Here is a 16,583-nt window from a genome sequence, read left to right on the forward strand (position 1 = left end):
GGGCCTGCCCTCAGGTCCGGCCGCGCGCCGGTGCGGCCCGGTGCCCGGCACGGGCCTGGTCGGAGAGGACCGGGCTCGCCGCCTTGAGGTTCCGCAGCACCGGGCTCGACTCCAGGGTGCGGATCGCGCCGAGGGAGCCGAGCCGCCGGGTGAGGTAGTGGTGCAGGTCGGCGGGGTCGCGGCAGAGCGCCTGTGCCACCAGATTGGTGGGGCCCGTGGTCGCGGCCACGAAGGCCAGCTCGTCGTGGCCGGCCAGCGTCGTCGCCACCCGCTCCAGGCGTGCCGGGCTCACCGACATCCACAGCAGTGCCCTGGTGTTCGCGCCGAACAGCCCGGCATCGACCTCGACGTCGAAGAAGAGGGCGCCGCCCGCGCGCAGATCCGCGAGCCGGCGCGCCACGGTGACCGGGGACCAGCCGGTCGCCCCGGCGAGTTCCCCATGGCCGGCCCGCCCGTCCTTCTGCAGCGCGAGCAGCAACGCGGCGTCGCCCTCGCCGACCCGGCGCGGCACGGGAACGTACGAGGTCTCCGCCACCGGCGAGCGCAGCACGTGCTGCTGCTCCGTATCGAGCGCTTCGGAGCTGCGGCGCCAGTTGCTCGGGCCGCCGAGATAGGTGTGCAGCAGACAGTGCGCGGACACCGCGGTGACGGCGCTGGTACGCGGAATGTCGTGCAGCAGCAGGGAGTTTCCTGCGGCGGCGTCGGACCGCGTATGACCGGTGTCGGTCCGGGTGTGACCCGTGTCGGTCCGGGTGTGGATGACCGCGACGATCTCGGTGCCCCCGGCGGTGAGCTTCACCCACGAGGTGTCCGGCCTGCGGGCCAGCGCGTGCGCCAGGTCCTGCGCGGAGCGCGCTGCCGCAGTGAGCCGGACCAGCCACTGGGTCTGCCCCGCCTGGTGCGGGTCCGGGAGCCCCACGACCCGGAGCCCCGCCTCGGTGCGCAGCCGCCGGTAGCGCCGGGAGACGGTCTGCGGGGAGACACCGAGCGCTGCGGCGATCCGGCTGAAGGGCGCACGGCCGTCGATGTGCAGCGCGTGGATGAGGGCACGGTCCAGGTCATCGAGCATGCACCCATCCTCCGACGTGCACCCGGCCCTCCGGCGCGGGCCCCGCGCATGCCCGGCGGAGGAGACGCGCCCCGTAAGGGGCGCGGGGAACTGCGCGACCAGCCACTACGAAAGCCGCAGCCTGCGGACGCCGGACAGGGGCACCCCCTACCCAGTACAGGCGGGGGCCGGACGGCCTACCCCCGCAGGGCTGGCGCCTCAGTCGGCGGGCGCTCCTTGCGCAAGAACGCCGCGCGCAGCGCATGGTGCGGGGCTGCCGGGTCGAAGAGAACGCGGTGCATCGCGGCCAGCTCCCGGTCGCGGTAGGCGGCCAGCGGCTCGGTGGCCTCGTCGCGGGCGCGGTTGGTCTTCTTCACCGCGAGCCGCTGATGGGTGGCCGGGTCCTCGGCGAGCGCCGCCGCCAGCTCCGCGATCCGCGGCGCGAACCCACTCGGTGAGGTCGGCAGCACCCGGTCAACCAGCCCGATCCGGCGCGCGGTGGCAGCGCTCATCGGTTCGGCGTCCCGCATCAGCGCCTCGGTGATCTCAGGTCCGACGCGGCGCGGCAGTGTGTACGTCCAGAACTCCGAACCTGGCAGGCCCATGAGCCGGTAGTGCGGATTGAGGACCGCGCCTGCCCTGCACCACACCTCGTCGGCGGCGGCGGCCAGCATCGCACCGCCGGCTGCCGCATTGCCGCCCAGCGCGGCCACCACCAGCCGGTCGGTGGTGGTCAGCACCGCCTCGACCACGTCGTCGATGGCCTGGATGTTGGCCCAGCCCTCGGCGGCGGAGTCCCGGGCCGCCTCGATGACGCCGAGGTGGATGCCGTTGGAGAAGAAGTCCCGCGCGCCGCCCAGCACCACCACGCGGGTCGGCCGGGTGCACGCGTACCGGTAGGCGGCCAGGAGCCGCCGGCACTGCACCGTACTCATCGCCCCGCCGGGAAAGGAGAAACGGACGAACCCGACGCCGTTCCGCTCCCGGTAGCGGATCTCGGTGTGCGTCAGCCGCTCGGGCGCGAGTTCGAGCGGCGCCGGCCGCTCCGGTACGTCCGGGAGCCGGCTGCCCAGCGCCAGCGTCGCGGGGAGCTTGAACGTCCTGCGGCCGTCGGCCGAGCGGCGTGGCCGCAGCTGCGGGATCCACACCGCACCGTCGACCGTCGCCCGGCAGATCGCCCCAGCGCGGGTGGCGAGGATCTCGCCCGGGGTGCCGTGCAACTGGTCCTCGGCGTGCCCGCCGTGCAGGAACCACTCCTCGCCCAGCAGCTCGTCCAGCACGCCGGGCTGCGAGTCGGCGGCGCGCAGGGTCCGCAGTACGTCGAGCGTCCGGAAGGTCTGCCAGTCGATACGGCGCTCGGCCTGGCGCAGCCGTGGCGCGGCCGACCGCTCGATGTCGTCCTGCGCACGGGGCCGGTACCCGTCGGCGGCGAACCGGGCCACGGCGTTCCGGAGCGCTTCGAGCGCGGCGTCGGCCACCTCGCCCCGGTACAGGTCGCTCTTGCTGATCCCCTCTGGGAGGGTGCACTCCGCCGAGGCCCAGACGGCTCCGGCGTCCAGCTCGGCCTCGGCCTGGAGCACGGTCACCCCCCAGTGGATGCGGGCCTTGTGCACGGCCCGGTCGAGCGAGGAGGGGCCGCGGTCACCCGGCGGGCCCGGATGCACGATCAGGCAGGTCAGCCGCGACCACACGTCCCGCGGCACGGTGGTCCGCAGCATCGGCGCGACCACCAGGTCCGGGGCGTGCCGGTCCACCGCGTGACGCACCTCGTCGCCGTCGCGGACCACCTCGGTGGCGACGGTGTGGCGGGCGTCCCGCAGTTCGGCCTGGACACGTTGGGTCAGACTGTTGAAGGCGCTCGCGATGAGCAGGATCCGCACCACGACCTCCTGGTGATGGTTCGTTCGTGTGCTTCGGGGCTCGACTCGGCACATACGGCTCAGCAGTTACGGCTCGGCAGCCGCGGCTCTCAGCAGATCCGGGGGAGCTGTTCGCCCAGCGGCAGGTCCACCACCCGGGTGCCGCCCAGGCCGGTACGGGCCACGACCATCCCGGGGTGGTCCGGGACGCACTCGCCGATCACCGCCGCCTCCGCACCGAGCGGATGGCGGCGCATCGCGGCGAGCACGGCGTCCGCCTCCGCACGCGGTACGAACGCCAGCAGCTTGCCCTCGTTCGCCACGTACATCGGGTCCAGCCCCAGCATCGAGCAGGCGGCGGCGACCTGTTCGGGCACCGGGACAGCGCGCTCCTGGAGGACGACGCCGACCGAGGCGGCCGCCGCGATCTCGTTGAGGGCTGCGGCGACACCGCCGCGGGTGGGGTCGCGGAGCACGTGCAGCTCGCGGGTGACGGTCAGCATGTCCGCCACCAGACCGCCCAGGGCCGCGCAGTCGCTCTCGATGCCGACCTCGAACCCCAGCCCCTCGCGCCGGCTCAGCACCGCGACCCCGTGCAGACCGATCGCTCCACTGACGATGACCACATCGCCGGGCGCAGCGCGCTGCGGGCGGATGTCGACGCCGTGCGGGATCACCCCGATCCCGGCGGTGTTCAGATAGACACCGTCGCCGCGCCCCGCCTCCACGACCTTGGTGTCCCCGGTGGCCACCTCGACCCCAGCCGTACGGGCCGCCGCGCCCAGCGCCTCGGCGATCCGCGTCACCGACCCGACCTCCACACCCTCCTCCAGGATGAAGCCGCAGGAGAGATAGGCGGGCCGTGCTCCGCTCATCGCCAGGTCGTTGACGGTTCCGTTGACCGCCAGGTCGCCGATGCTGCCGCCGGGGAAGAACAGCGGCCGCACCACGAAGGAGTCGGTGGAGAACGCCAGCCGGGCCCCGTCGATCTCCAGCGCCGCGGAGTCGGCGAGGGTCGAGAGCGCGCGTCCCCCGAACGCGGGCGCGAAGACGTGCTCCACCAACTCCGCCGAGAGCGCGCCGCCCCCGCCGTGGCCCATCACGATCCGCTGCCCGCCGCGCAGTGGTGCCGGGCAGGTCCAGCCGGAGAAGTCGGGTGCGGGGCGGGCGGCGCCGTCCGCTTCGGCGTCGGGGCCGGCGTCCGCCGCCGGCTCGATGGCCTCGGTGCTAGTCAAGGGTGCTCGCCTCCAGTGGCGCGGTCGTCGGTCCGCCGAGCCGGCGGTAGAGGTAGTAGGCGGCGCAGGCACCCTCGCTGGAGACCATCGTGGCGCCGAGCGGGCTGCGCGGGGTGCAGACGGTGCCGAACGCCTCGCACTCGTGCGGCTTCAGCAGCCCTTGCAGCACCTCGCCGCTGCGGCAGGCCGCGGGCTCCCGGGTGGTGATGCCGCCGACGCTGAAGCGGTACTCCGCGTCGTACTCCCGGTAGCGTGGCGCCAGCCGCCAGCCGCTCTCCGGGATGACGCCGATGCCGCGCCAGCCGCGGTCGGTGGTGGTGAACACCTCGTCCAGCATCGCCCTGGCCGCCGGGTTGCCCTGAGCCACGACCGCGCGCGGATAGGCGTTCTCGACCGTGTGCCGGCCCGCCTCCAGCTGCCGTACACCGCGGCGTACGCCCTCCAGGATGTCCAGCGGCTCGAACCCGGTGACGACGATGGGCACCTCGAAGCGCTCCGCCAGCGCCGGATACTCCTCGGTGCCCATCACGCTGCACACATGTCCGGCCGCCAGAAAAGCCCGCACCCGGCAGTCCGGCGCGCTCATGATGGCCTCGATGGCGGGCGGTACCCGCACGTGGGAGACCAGCAGACTGAAGTTGCGCAGCCCCAGCTTCGCCGCCTGGTGCACAGCCATGGCGTTGGGCGGGGCGGTGGTCTCGAAGCCGATGCCGAAGAAGACGACCTCGCGGTCCGGGTTCTCCCGCGCGAGGGTCAGCGCGTCCAGCGGTGAGTAGACGACGCGCACGTCACCGCCCTCCGAACGGACCTGGAACAGATCCCTGCCGGTCCCCGGCACCCGCAGCATGTCGCCGAACGAGCAGAAGATCACCTCCGGCCGGGACGCGATCTCCAGCGCCTTGTCGATCAGTTCGAGCGGGGTCACACACACCGGGCACCCGGGGCCGTGGATCAGCTCGACCTCGTCGGGCAGCAGCTGGTCGATGCCGTGCCGGATGATGGAGTGCGTCTGTCCGCCGCACACCTCCATCAGCGCCCAGGGCCTGGTGACGGTGGCGTGGATGTCCTCCAGCAGCCGTTCGGCCAGCTCCGGGTCCTGGAACTCGTCGAGGTACTTCACAGCCGTACCTCCCGCCGTGCCTCGTCGCCGGGCGGCTGTGCGCCACCGGGCCGCGGTACGTCCTCGGCCCGCTGTGCGTCCTCCGCCGCCTGCCAGGGATCGCCGAACTCCTCCTTCAGCAGCCCGAGGTTCGCGAACAGCTCGAGGGTCTGCCGCGCCGACTCCTCGTCCAGCCGTTGCAGCGCGAAGCCGACGTGGACGATCGTGTATTCGCCGACCCGCAGGTCGGGCACGTACTCCAGACACACCTCCTTGACCACGCCGCCGAAGTCGACGGACGCCATCCGGGTGCCGTCACGCTCCTCGATCCGCAGGACCTTGCCGGGTACCGCCAGACACATGGCCTCTCCTCATCGACGGTGGATCAGTGCGCCGCTGAACCGGCCGGCGGCGGGGAACTTGCCCTGCGTGCGGTCCCGCCCGCCGTCTCGCGTGCCGCGACCATGAGCTGCCCCAGGGCCAGCCCGCCGTCCCCGGGCGGGACCAGCCGGTGCCGCAGCACCGTGAAGCCGTCGGCGCGCAGCCCGCTGAGGCAGGCTTCGGACAGCAGCGCGTTGGCGAACACACCGCCGCTCAGGGCCACCGTGTCGACCCCGTACCGCTCGCGCGCCGCCGCGCAGGTACGGCGGACCAGCGCCGCGACGGCCGCGTGGAAGCGCGCCGCGATCACCTGCCGCGCAACCCCCGCGCGCAGCTCGTCGACCACGGCGGCAAGCAGCGGCCCGGGATCGGCCAGCAGCGCGCCGTCCGCACCCCCAGGGCGCAGCGGAAAGGCATAGTCCCCCTCTTCACCGCGCGCCGCAGCAGCCGCCGCCTCCAGTTCGATCGCCGCCTGCGCCTCGTAGCCCGCCCGATGGCAGACCCCCACCAGCGAGGACACCGCGTCGAAGAGCCGCCCCATGCTGGAGGCGGGCACACAGCCGATGCCGCGCTCCAACTGGCGCTCCAGCACGCGCCGTTCGGCATCCGGGCAGGCCGCCACGCACGGCAGGTCCGCATCCCACGGGAGCTCCGCGGCCCACAGCCGGGCCAGCGCAGTGCGGTAGGGACGGCGGACGGCGGCGTCCCCGCCGGACAGCGGCGCATACCGCAGATGCGCGAACCGGGTGAAGCCGTCGTAGTCCGCGAGCAGGAACTCACCGCCCCACACAGCGCCGTCGTCGCCGTACCCGGTCCCGTCGAAGGCGACGCCGAGCACGGTCCGGGAGCCGTCCAGCCCGTGCTCGGCCAGGACGGAGGCGATATGGGCGTGGTGGTGCTGGACGCGGCGCAGCGGCCGGCCGCCCGCGTTCCGTTCCGCCCACCGCGCCGACCGGTACCCGGGGTGGCGGTCCGCGACCAGCAGCTCGGGGGTGACCCCGGTGATGCCCTCCAGCTGCCGCTCGGCGCGCCCGAAAGCCCGCAGTGTCGCGAGGTCGTCCATGTCGCCGATGTGGGCCGACAGCCAGGCGTGCCGCCCCTGGCCGAGGCAGAAGGTGTTCTTCAGATCCCCGCCGACCGCCAGCGTGGGCCGTACCGGCACCGGAAGGGTGAGCGGCAGCGGTGCGTACCCGCGCGAGCGGCGTACCGGCAGCTCCTGGCCCGCGCAGACACGTACCACCGAGTCGTCGCACGGCACCTGGACGGGCCGGTCGTGGGTGAGGAAGGCGTCCGCGAGATGCGCCAGCCGCTCCAGTGCCTCCTCCTCGCCGGTGACGATGGGTTCGCCGCCGAGGTTGCCGCTGGTCAGCACCAGCAGCCGCGGTCCCGGCGGGTCGTCGGGAAGCCCGCCCAGGAGCAGATGGTGCAGCGGGGTGTAGGGAAGCATGACGCCCAGATCGGGGCTCCCGGGTGCCACAGCGGCGGCGAGCGCGGGCCCGCCGACGGCAGCCTGCGCACGCCGGCGCAGCAGCACGATCGGGCGGCGGCTGCCTGTCAGCAGCGCACGCTCGGCCGGTCCGACGACGGCGAGGTGTTCGATGTCGGCCACCGCGCGGGCCAGCACCGCGAACGGCTTGTCCCCGCGTGCCTTGCGATGGCGCAGCAGCCGCACGGCTTCCTCGTTGCCCGCGTCACACGCCAAGTGGTAGCCGCCCAGCCCTTTCACCGCCACGACGGCGCCGCCCGCCAGCAGCCGCCGGGCCTCCGCGACCGGGTCGCCGGGGAGTTCGGTCCAGCCCGGATCCGGCGCAGCGGGCACCAGCAGCCGGGCGCGCGGCCCGCAGTCGTGACAGGAGACCGGCTGGGCATGGAAGCGCCGGTCGGCCGGATCGTCGTACTCGCGGGCACACCGCTCGCACATCGCGAACCGCGCCATCGTGGTGTTGGCCCGGTCGTAGGGCAGGCCGGTGACGATGGTGAAGCGCGGCCCGCATTCGGTGCAGGTGAGGAAGGGGTGCCGGTAGCGGCGGTCCCCGGGGTCGGTCATCTCCCGCAGACACGCCTCGCAGGTGGCGGTGTCCGGCGCGACCAGCGTGCGGCGCGCCCCGCCCGAGCGGGAGGCGACGATACGGAAACCCGAGGTGCCCAGCGGAGGCAGCGGCTGGTGCGTCACCGACTCGACGACGGCCAGCGGTGGCGCCTCGGCCCCGACCCGCTCCCGGAAGGCGGCGACCGCCTCCCAGGCGCCCTCCACCTCGGCCACCACGCCCTCTCCGGTGTTGGTGACATGGCCGGAGAGCCCCAGCCGCCCGGCGAGCGCGTACACATACGGGCGGAACCCCACGCCCTGCACCACGCCCCTGATCTCGACGCGGCTGCGCCCCGCGGTGGATGTGCCGGTGGCCTCGGAGACCTCAGCCTTGGACATGCGCGTGCTCTTCGGCCTGCGGGTGCGGGTGCGAGTGCGGCGTCGGCTGACGGGCCATCACCGGCCGGTGCGCGGCGGCACCCTCCCGCACCGCAAGCGCCCGCTCCAGCAGCACGCCCAGGTTCAGCCCGCTCCGTACCGAGGTGGCGACGACCTCCACGCCGGGGTTGACCTGCCGTACGTTGGCGAGGAACGCTTCCCGGTCGAAACCGGCCGGCTGCGCCAGATCCTGCTTGGTGACGACGACCAGCTGCGCCAGCCCGAAAGCCGTGGGGTACTTCAGCGGCTTGTCCTCGCCCTCGGTGACCGAGGCCAGCACCACACGCAGCGATTCGCCCAGGTCGTAGGAGGCAGGGCACACCAGGTTGCCCACGTTCTCGACGAACAACAGCCGTGTCCCCTCGGGCAGCCATCCGCTCAGATGCCCGGCGAGCATGTCCGCCTCCAGGTGGCACAGCCCGTCGGTGAGCACCTGCTTGACGGGCGCCCCGGAGCGCGCCAGCCGTCGTGCGTCGTTCTCGGTGGCCAGGTCCGCGGTCAGCGCGGCCGCCGGCACACCCCGCTCCCGCGCCAGCCGCAACTCCGCCTCCAGCAGCGCCGTCTTGCCGCTGCCCGGGCTGGAGAGCAGATTGACGACGGCTGTCCCACGCGCGGTCAGCTCGGCGCGCAGCCGCTCGGCGCGGCCGTCGTTCCGCGCCAGCACGGCCTGTTGCAGATCGGCGAGGCGGCACATGGCTTCACAGCTCCTCAAGGGCTAGGGCACGCCGCGAGCCGGTGGCCCACCGCACGGTGGCGATCCGCAGCTCACGGCCGGACAGCAGCTCGGTACGGGAGTCGCCGCACCGCTCGCAGCACAGCCGCGGCGGCATGCCCGTGGCCCACTCATCCGTGCAGGACGTACACCGTGCGCGCCCCGGCACGTGCTCGGTCACCAGCTCGGCGCCGGCCAGCACGGTGCCTTCGCAGGCGAGACCGAACGAGAAACGCAGTGCTTCGGGGACGACGCCGGCGAGCTCGCCCACGCGCAAGGTGACCGCCTCGACGCCCACGGCGTCGTGTGCCCGTGCCGCATCCTCGACCTGGCAGACCACTGCCATCGCGATGGACATCTCGTGCATCGGTCACTTCCCCTGCGCGGTGCGGACCAGGCTGCGGCCCGCACCATTACAGGGGCGCCGACGGCCGCCCCTTCGCCGCCACGCCGCTGTCCGGCGCGGCCGTCCGCCGTTCGGCCGCCCCGCCTTGCGGGGCGCCCGGGGGTCCGTCCTCCAGCAGCCGCAGCACCAGCTCCACCGCCTCGTCAGCGGCGGCGGCCACCGGCGGGCTGAGCCCGATGCCCTCCGCCAGCTCGGCGGGTTCGCAGCCGACGACGAACACCCGTCGGGGCACGCAGCCGCCGATGCCCTCGCGCAGCGTCTCCAGCAGAGCGAGCACGGCATCCGGCGACATACGGTGCCCGTCCACCACCGGCACCCCGGCCGGCGCCGCACGGTCCTGCCCGGTCACCTCGATCAGCCGCACCGTGCCGGGCGCGCCGCCGCGGTGCACGGCGTCCACCAGGACCAGCGTGTCGCAGCCGTCCAGCACTTGGTAGGCCAGGTGGATGCCCCGCACGCCGATGTCGAGGAGCTCGACGGACGCGGGCAGCGGGTGGCGGGCCAGCCGCTGCCCGCGTCCATCGACAGCTCCTCGACTGTCGTACCCGACGCGCCCGCCGCCCGTACGCGGTCCCACGTACGGCCCGCACTCTGCCCGAGCCCCCCGTCACGCGCGGGCGTACGGAAGAGCTCACTCACCGCCTCGGTGGTGGGCGCGGATTCCGCTGCGGATTCCGGTGCGGATTCCGGTTCGGACGCCGACGTAGGGGCGGGTGAAGGTTCCGGTGCGGGTGCGGGTGCGGGTGCGGGTGCGGGTGCGAGGGCGGATGCGGGTGCGGACTCCGGTGCCGGTGCCGGGCGGGGCGCGGGTGCTTCGGGGCGGGCTGCCGGTGCCCGAGTTGCCGCCGCCCGGCTGGTCGCTGTCGCCCGGGTGGCCCTCGCCGGGGTGACGGAGCCGACCGGGCGCGGGGTGCGGTTGACCTTGCGGTGCTTGCGTCCTTTCTGCCGCTTGCTCATCGCGCGCCCGCCTCTCCGTGGTGCAGCGGTGTTGCCAGGGACGGAAGGGGGTGTCGTTGTGCAGTGATCATGTGAGGGTTAACGAACGACCCCGCCCCGAGTCGATCCGCCGATCGGGGCTAGCCGGGGCCCGCGGTACTGCTCCGGGGTTCCAGGGCGGTGCGCAGGACCACCGTCTGGAGGGGTTTGGCGGAACCGGCGATGCGTTCCTGGAGGAGTGTCGCGGCGGCCTCGCCCAGGTCGTAGGCGGGCAGATGGACGGTGCTCAGCGACGGGCGGACCAGGGAGGCCCAGGGCACGTCGCCGAAGGAGAGGACACCGAAGGCCGGTGGTTCGATGCCCGCCTCGTGCAGCGCCCGCAGCGCGCCGACGGTCATCAGATTGTTGGCCACGAAGACCGCGTCCGGCGGTATGCGAAGGCCGAGCAGCTCCTTCATCGCCGTATAGCCGCCCTCTTCGCGGAAGTCGGCGTGCCGCGTGTGGGCGCGGATCCAGTCGTCGGACACGTCCGCGTCGCGCAGTGCCGCGCGGTAGCCCGCCAGGCGGTCCTCCGACGTCGAGGCGCCCGCCGGGCCCGTCACACAGGCGATCCTGCGGTAGCCCCGCTCCAGCAGATGGGCCGTGGCCTCCTCGGCGCCGTGCTGGTTGTCGACCATCACCGCGTCCACCTGCGCTGCCCGCGGCCGGCGGTCGACCGCGACCACGGGCATACCGCGGGCCGCCAGCGCCGAGAGATCGGTGCGTTTACGGGACGCGGCGGCCACCACGACACCGGCCATCTGCTCGGCGAGGGCGACTTCCAGGTAGCGGCGCTCCTTGTCCACGTCCTCGTCGGTGTTGCAGAGGACGACGGAGAGATTGGTGCGCTGCGCCGCGTCCTCCACCCCGCGGGCGAGAGCGGTGAAGAACGGGTTGGCGATGTCGGGGATCAGCAGGCCGATGACGCTGGCCCGCTGGACGCGCAGGGAGCGGGCGACCCGGTTGGGCGAGAAGCCGAGCGCGTCGGCCGCCTCGCGCACCCGCCGCGCGCGGTCCGCGGTGACCCGGCCCCCGTTGAAGACGCGGGAGACCGTCGCGGGGGAGACCCCGGCGGCGCGCGCCACATCGCTGATGGTTGCCACCGGTCTCCCTCACTTTCGCCGCCGAGTGCACTCTACTGTGCCTGAAATGGATTTCAACCGGTCGCCGGGACAACCTCCCGCCGCGCGGCGGCGATTGTGGCAAGACGCAGGTACATCGGCGTAGCTACGAGAAGAAATCGATTTCTCCCCGTCCCTCGAGCCCCCCGAGGACCCGCAGGGAGGACCCGCCGCTTCAGGGCAGCAGGCCGTGCCGACGCGCGGTCGCCACCGCGTGGTGGCGACTGTGGACGCCGAGCTTACGGGTGGCGCTGCGCAGATACGCCTTGACCGTCTCCGGCTCCAGGTCCAGGTACTGGGCGGCCTCGGCGTTGGTGCAGCCGAGGGCGACGTACGAGAGGACGTCGAGTTCGCGCGGCGTCAGGCGCGGGCGGTCCGCGCCCTGGCCGGCGTCCTGCGGTGCACCGGGGCCGGTCCCGGTCCCGGTCTCGATCCCGGCGCGCAGGAACCTGTCGCAGGCGTGCCGCAGCCTGTCGCGCAGCGCCGTGTCCTCGATCTGCTGGGCGATGCCGCGCAGTTCGGCGTGCAGGTCCCGCAGCGCGTCGAGCCCGGGAGCCGAGGGTTCGGCGGCGGGGGCTTCGGCGGCGGTCTCCAGCAGCCGCACGCGCCGGGCCACCTCGTCGCGTACGGCGATCTCGCTCGCCAGCCGCCGTGCGGCGCTCATCAGCGCAGCGGTCGTACGGTCCCCCAGCGGCGCCGCGTCGCGGGTGGCGGCGTAGAGCACGCCCCGCACCCCGCCCTGCACGGTCACCGGTGCGGCCACTATCGCGCGGATGCCCTCACGGCGCACGGGGCTGTCGTAGTCGTGGGTGATCGTCGTCGCCGGTACATAGTCGTTGACCGCGTACGGGCGGTGGTGCGCGAGGACGTAGCCGCCCAGCCCCCGGCCCGGGACCACCCGCAGGCCGCGCATGGAGTCGGTCAGCGTCCCGGCGAACTCCGTCAGGCGCAGCGCCCCGTCGGACACCTCGCCGCCGAAGACCGTGCGCACACCCGTGTGGTGCCGCGCCAGGCTGAGGGCGTGCCGGAACGCGTCGGTGTCGTCCGGCCGCAGCGGGGGCCGGGGGAAGGGCACCGGCCCGCCGAGGGAGCGGGCGTGGGAACGGGAACGGTCGGGTGAAGGCAACCTCGACTCCTCCCTGCGGAACGGCGATCAGTCGGCGATCAGTTAGGTGGCGTGGTCTCATCGGGGCCGGTGCGGGGTGCCAGGCCCAGCAGTTCGATCGACTTCTCCCGCATCTCGACCTTGCGTACCTTGCCCGTCACGGTCATCGGGAAGGCGTCGACCACATGCACATAGCGCGGGACCTTGTAGTGGGCGAGCCTGTCGCTGCAGAACCCGCGTACGTCCTCGGCCGTGAGCGGTGCCGCACCCTCCCGCATCCGTATCCACGCCATCAGTTCCTCACCGTAGCGCTCGTCGGGCACCCCGACGACCTGCGCGTCGAGGACATCGGGATGGGTGTACAGGAACTCCTCGATCTCCCTGGGATAGATGTTCTCGCCGCCGCGGATGACCACGTCCTTGATCCGGCCCGTGACACTGACGTACCCGTCGGCGTCCATCACCGCCACGTCCCCGGTGTGCATCCAGCGCGCCGCGTCGACGGCCTGCGCTGTGGCCTCGGGCTGTTCCCAGTAGCCGAGCATCACCGAGTAGCCGCGGGTGCACAGTTCGCCGGGCTCGCCGCGAGGCAGGCAGCGGCCGGTCTCCGGATCGACGATCTTGACCTCCAGGTGTGGGCCGACCCGGCCCACGGTCGCCACCCGTCGCTCGACCGAGTCGTCGGCGCGGGTCTGGGTGGACACGGGGGAGGTCTCCGTCATGCCGTAGCAGATCGACACCTCGGCCATCCCCATCCGCTCGATGACCTGCTTCATCACCTCGACCGGGCACGGCGACCCGGCCATGATGCCGGTGCGCAGGCTGCTCAGGTCGAAGGAGGCGAAGTCGGGGTCGGCCAGCTCGGCGATGAACATCGTCGGCACCCCGTAGAGCGCGGTGCAGCGCTCCTGCTGCACCGCGCGCAGGGCAGCCTTCGGCTCGAAGGCGGCGGACGGGATCACCATGCACGCGCCGTGGCTGGTGGCCGCCAGATTGCCCATCACCATCCCGAAGCAGTGGTAGAAGGGCACCGGCAGGCAGATGCGGTCGGCCTCCGTGTAGCTGCACAGCTCGCCGACGAAGTAGCCGTTGTTGAGGATGTTGTGGTGGGAGAGGGTGGCGCCCTTGGGGAAGCCCGTGGTGCCGGAGGTGTACTGGATGTTGACCGGGTCGTCGGCGGAGAGGGTGGCGGCGATGCCGTCCAGCACCGTACGGCTACGCGGACCCTCCTGCGCCCGGCCGGAGGCGAGCAGCTCGGCCCACCCTCCCCCGGAGTCCGTCCGGGAGGTGTCGCCGTCGCCGATCAGCACCACGTCCGTCAGGGCCGGGCACTCGCCGCGCACCTGCTCGATCATCGCCGCGTAGTCGGAGCCCTTGTGACTGCGGGCGGCGACGAGGGTGCGGATGCCCGCCTGACCGAGCACGTAGCCCAGTTCGTGCGCCCGGTAGGCGGGGTTGATGTTGACGAGGATCGCGCCGAGCTTCGCCGTCGCGTACTGCACCAGCGTCCACTCCGGACAGTTGGGAGCCCAGACGCCCACCCGGTCGCCCTTGCGGATGCCCAGTCCGTGCAGACCGAGGGCGAGCGCTTCGACGTCGGCGGCGAACTCCCGGTAACTCCACCGCCGTCCGCTGCCCACGTCCACCAGCGCGTCGCGGTCCGGGTGCATGGCGACGGTGCGGTCCAGGTTCTCCCCGATGGTGTCGCCCAGCAGCGGGGTCGTCGACGGTCCTGAGGCGTAACTGCGCTCGGCGCGGTGCGCACGGTGCGGTGCGGATGCGGGCACGGTGGGCCTCCACGAGGTCTGCCGGGTGTCGTGCGTCACACATACCGGCCGTACGAACCGGCCCGCTACCCCCGGCCGGGGGTAGCGGGCCGCCGCGCCGGGCCGGAAACCGGTCGTGGTCCGCCGCCGGATCGTCTTGGCTGACGATCGGCACAGACCGACGAACGGCACAGACCACCAACGGCACAGACCACGAACGATCCGGAACAGGATGCGGAGAATCATGAAGATCGCGGTGACCACACCCACCGGGCACGTTGGCTCACGCGTCGTCCAGCTGCTGCTCCAGGCCGGGGTCCGCCCCACTCTGCTGGTACGCGACCCGGCCCGGCTGGCGGCGGACGTGCGCGAGCGCGCGGATGTCGTCCGCTGCGACCAGGGCGACGGGGACGCGGTCGTACGGGCCACGGAGGGCGCCGAGGCGCTGTTCTGGGTGGACCCGCCGACCGGCGACGAGGACCCGGTGGCCGGGTACGCCAGGATGGGTGCGAACGCGGCGCGGGCAGTGCGCGAGAACGGCATCGGCCGCACCGTCTTCCTCAGCAGCGGCGGCGCCGAGCTGCGGTCGGGTGCGGGGGAGATCGACGGGCTCGGCCGTACCGAGGAGCTGCTGGACGCGACCGGGGCGACGGTGCTCCACCTGCGCTGCGGCTTCTTCTACACCAACCTGCTGGGCGAGGTGGCCACGCTGCGCGAGGACGGCGTGCTGCGTACGACGCTGCCGCTGGACCACCCGATGCCCTGGGTCGACCCGCGCGACATCGGTGACGTCGCCGTCGCCCGGCTGCTGTCGGGCGCCTGGAGCGGACGGCAGGTCCAAGCGGTGCACGGCCCCGAGGATCTGACCTATGTGCAGGCGGCCGCTGTGCTCGGCGCCGTGCTCGGTCGCCCGGTACGTGCCGAGCGGATCTCCGACGACGACCTGCGCGCGACACTGCGGGCAGCCGGGCTGGGGGACAAGCAGGTGGAGGGCTTCGTGGGGATGTCGGCGTGGATGCGGGACGGCTTCGAACCGGAGGACGCCAGGACGCCGCTGACCACCACGCCCACCACGCTGGGCTCCTGGGCCTGGGAGCAGCTGCGCCCCTTGCTGTGAGCCCGGAGCGGCTCGCGGACCGAACGGGTGAATCTCGGCGCCCGCACCCCGGCAGGCTCAGGGGTCGCGGGTGCCTCCGCCGCCCTGTCCTGCCCTCCCGTTTCACCATGACAGTGCGGAAATGTACTCAAATGGGAGAATCGCCACGACAGGGCGCCGGCTCTGCGTACGCGTCGGACGGACAGGGACAGGGAGGGCAGGGTGGGCGGCCCCGCGGATGGACTGGGCAGAGTGCCGTATGTGGCACCGCCGCTGCTGCTGCTCGGCGGTGTGGCGGCGAACGTGTTCGGCCCCAAGCCGTACTACGGGCTGCCGCTGCTGGCCTGCACCTCGATGGTGGCGGGCATGAGCTACTCCTTCCGGTCCAGCGCGCTGTTCGCGTTCGCGGCATGCCTGGCGGCGGCGGGCGCGGCCGGATACGCGGGCCGCGACCAGCCGGAACTGCTCACCGATGTGGCCGCGGTGCTGGTCGTCAGTCTCGTCGGACTGTGGATCAAGTGGCTCGTCGACCGGCAGGGCCGCAATCTGGCCGTCGCACTGAACGTCGCCGAGGCGGCGCAGCGTGCGGTGCTGCCCGCGCCGCCCACCGACGTGGGGCCGCTCACGGTGGCCGACCGCTATGTGGCTGCCCAGATCGGCGCCGCGATCGGCGGTGACCTGTACGCGCTCCAGGAGACCCCGTTCGGCATCCGGGCGATGATCGGCGACGTGCGCGGCAAGGGGCTGCCCGCCGTCTCCGCCGTCTCGGTCGCGGTGGGCGCCTTCCGCGAGGCCGCCGAACACGCCCCGACCCTGCACGACCTGGCCGACCGGCTCGACCGGGCCCTGGACCGGGAGGGCGAGCGGCGCCGGGACACGGATGACGACATCGAGGGGTTCGTCACCGCGCTGCTCGTCCAGATCCCGCCCAGCGGCGACACGATCACCGTGCTCAACCGGGGCCATCCGCCGCCCTATCTGCTGCACGGCGGCGGCGTCACCTGTCTGGAGCCGACCCACCCCGAACTGCCGCTCTCCACCGGGCTCGTCTCCCCGAACGGCGCGCCCGTCGAGGAGACCTTCCCGTTCGCACCCGACGACTCGCTGGTGCTGGTCACCGACGGGGTCACCGAGGCCCGCAACGCCGAGGGCGAATTCTTCGACGTACAGCGGGGGCTCGGCGGCACCGGACTGCGCCGCGCGGACGAACTGGCCGACGCGCTGGTGAAGGCGGTCACCGAGTGGACCGGAGGCCAACGGCAGGACGACATGGCGGTGTTGGTGCTCACCCGCGGTATGTGAGGGGGGCTTCC

15 protein-coding genes are annotated in these 16,583 nt (G+C 73.1%); 3 read left to right on the top strand and 12 right to left on the bottom strand.

Annotation, left to right across the window (positions count from 1 at the left end):
• Positions 1 to 10 precede the first annotated feature (10 nt).
• The 9 genes from ACTWQF_RS07250 to ACTWQF_RS07290 all read right to left on the bottom strand — a co-directional run bounded on the left by ACTWQF_RS07250 (position 11) and on the right by ACTWQF_RS07290 (position 9,784).
• Positions 11 to 1,069, bottom strand: a complete 1,059-nt coding sequence (locus ACTWQF_RS07250; RefSeq protein WP_443278203.1) for an Lrp/AsnC family transcriptional regulator — start codon at positions 1,067 to 1,069, stop codon at positions 11 to 13.
• A 176-nt stretch (positions 1,070 to 1,245) separates the two neighbouring features.
• Positions 1,246 to 2,928 (bottom strand): enoyl-CoA hydratase-related protein, encoded by a 1,683-nt coding sequence (locus ACTWQF_RS07255; RefSeq protein ID WP_443278205.1) that lies wholly within the window; start codon positions 2,926 to 2,928, stop codon positions 1,246 to 1,248.
• Between the two features lie 89 nt (positions 2,929 to 3,017).
• A complete protein-coding gene (gene hypE / locus ACTWQF_RS07260) occupies positions 3,018 to 4,007 on the bottom strand; it encodes a hydrogenase expression/formation protein HypE (RefSeq protein WP_443278488.1) in 990 nt (329 codons plus the stop codon).
• 127 nt (positions 4,008 to 4,134) lie between these two features.
• Positions 4,135 to 5,262, bottom strand: coding sequence for a hydrogenase formation protein HypD (gene hypD / locus ACTWQF_RS07265; RefSeq protein WP_443278207.1), 1,128 nt, complete (start codon positions 5,260 to 5,262; stop codon positions 4,135 to 4,137).
• Positions 5,259 to 5,603, bottom strand: coding sequence for a HypC/HybG/HupF family hydrogenase formation chaperone (locus ACTWQF_RS07270; protein WP_443278209.1), 345 nt, complete (start codon positions 5,601 to 5,603; stop codon positions 5,259 to 5,261). The genes hypD and ACTWQF_RS07270 overlap by 4 nt, the downstream gene beginning before the upstream one ends.
• 23 nt (positions 5,604 to 5,626) lie before the next feature.
• Entirely contained in the window at positions 5,627 to 8,050 is a 2,424-nt protein-coding gene (gene hypF / locus ACTWQF_RS07275) for a carbamoyltransferase HypF (protein WP_443278211.1), read from the bottom strand.
• Positions 8,037 to 8,783, bottom strand: a complete 747-nt coding sequence (gene hypB / locus ACTWQF_RS07280) for a hydrogenase nickel incorporation protein HypB (RefSeq protein ID WP_443278213.1) — start codon at positions 8,781 to 8,783, stop codon at positions 8,037 to 8,039. Before hypB ends, hypF begins: the two co-directional genes overlap by 14 nt.
• 4 nt (positions 8,784 to 8,787) lie before the next feature.
• On the bottom strand, positions 8,788 to 9,168 hold the full coding sequence (gene hypA / locus ACTWQF_RS07285; RefSeq protein ID WP_443278215.1) for a hydrogenase maturation nickel metallochaperone HypA: 381 nt from the start codon (positions 9,166 to 9,168) through the stop codon (positions 8,788 to 8,790).
• Between the two features lie 46 nt (positions 9,169 to 9,214).
• Entirely contained in the window at positions 9,215 to 9,784 is a 570-nt protein-coding gene (locus tag ACTWQF_RS07290) for a hydrogenase maturation protease (protein ID WP_443278217.1), read from the bottom strand.
• Between the two features lie 136 nt (positions 9,785 to 9,920).
• Here ACTWQF_RS07290 and ACTWQF_RS07295 point away from each other — a divergent pair, with 136 nt between their 5' ends.
• Positions 9,921 to 10,097, top strand: coding sequence for a hypothetical protein (locus ACTWQF_RS07295; protein WP_443278218.1), 177 nt, complete (start codon positions 9,921 to 9,923; stop codon positions 10,095 to 10,097).
• 186 nt (positions 10,098 to 10,283) lie between these two features.
• On the opposite strand, the gene ACTWQF_RS07300 is transcribed toward ACTWQF_RS07295, so the two are convergent.
• The 3 genes from ACTWQF_RS07300 to ACTWQF_RS07310 all read right to left on the bottom strand — a co-directional run bounded on the left by ACTWQF_RS07300 (position 10,284) and on the right by ACTWQF_RS07310 (position 14,195).
• The gene (locus ACTWQF_RS07300) at positions 10,284 to 11,285 is read right to left on the bottom strand and encodes a LacI family DNA-binding transcriptional regulator (RefSeq protein WP_443278220.1); all 1,002 of its coding nucleotides are present in this window, start codon (positions 11,283 to 11,285) and stop codon (positions 10,284 to 10,286) included.
• Between the two features lie 193 nt (positions 11,286 to 11,478).
• The gene (locus ACTWQF_RS07305) at positions 11,479 to 12,429 is read right to left on the bottom strand and encodes a LuxR C-terminal-related transcriptional regulator (protein WP_443278222.1); all 951 of its coding nucleotides are present in this window, start codon (positions 12,427 to 12,429) and stop codon (positions 11,479 to 11,481) included.
• 38 nt (positions 12,430 to 12,467) lie between these two features.
• Positions 12,468 to 14,195 carry an AMP-binding protein gene (locus ACTWQF_RS07310; RefSeq protein ID WP_443278224.1) on the bottom strand — a complete coding sequence of 576 codons (1,728 nt, stop codon included), beginning with the start codon at positions 14,193 to 14,195 and terminating at the stop codon, positions 12,468 to 12,470.
• 223 nt (positions 14,196 to 14,418) lie between these two features.
• On the opposite strand from ACTWQF_RS07310, the gene ACTWQF_RS07315 reads away from it, so the two are divergent.
• Both ACTWQF_RS07315 and ACTWQF_RS07320 read left to right on the top strand, forming a co-directional pair.
• Positions 14,419 to 15,291 (top strand): NmrA family NAD(P)-binding protein, encoded by an 873-nt coding sequence (locus tag ACTWQF_RS07315; protein ID WP_443278226.1) that lies wholly within the window; start codon positions 14,419 to 14,421, stop codon positions 15,289 to 15,291.
• 201 nt (positions 15,292 to 15,492) lie between these two features.
• Positions 15,493 to 16,572, top strand: coding sequence for a PP2C family protein-serine/threonine phosphatase (locus tag ACTWQF_RS07320; protein WP_443278228.1), 1,080 nt, complete (start codon positions 15,493 to 15,495; stop codon positions 16,570 to 16,572).
• Positions 16,573 to 16,583 lie beyond the last annotated feature (11 nt).

The sequence above is a fragment of the Streptomyces sp. 8N114 genome (assembly GCF_052245835.1).
GTDB lineage: Bacteria > Actinomycetota > Actinomycetes > Streptomycetales > Streptomycetaceae > Streptomyces.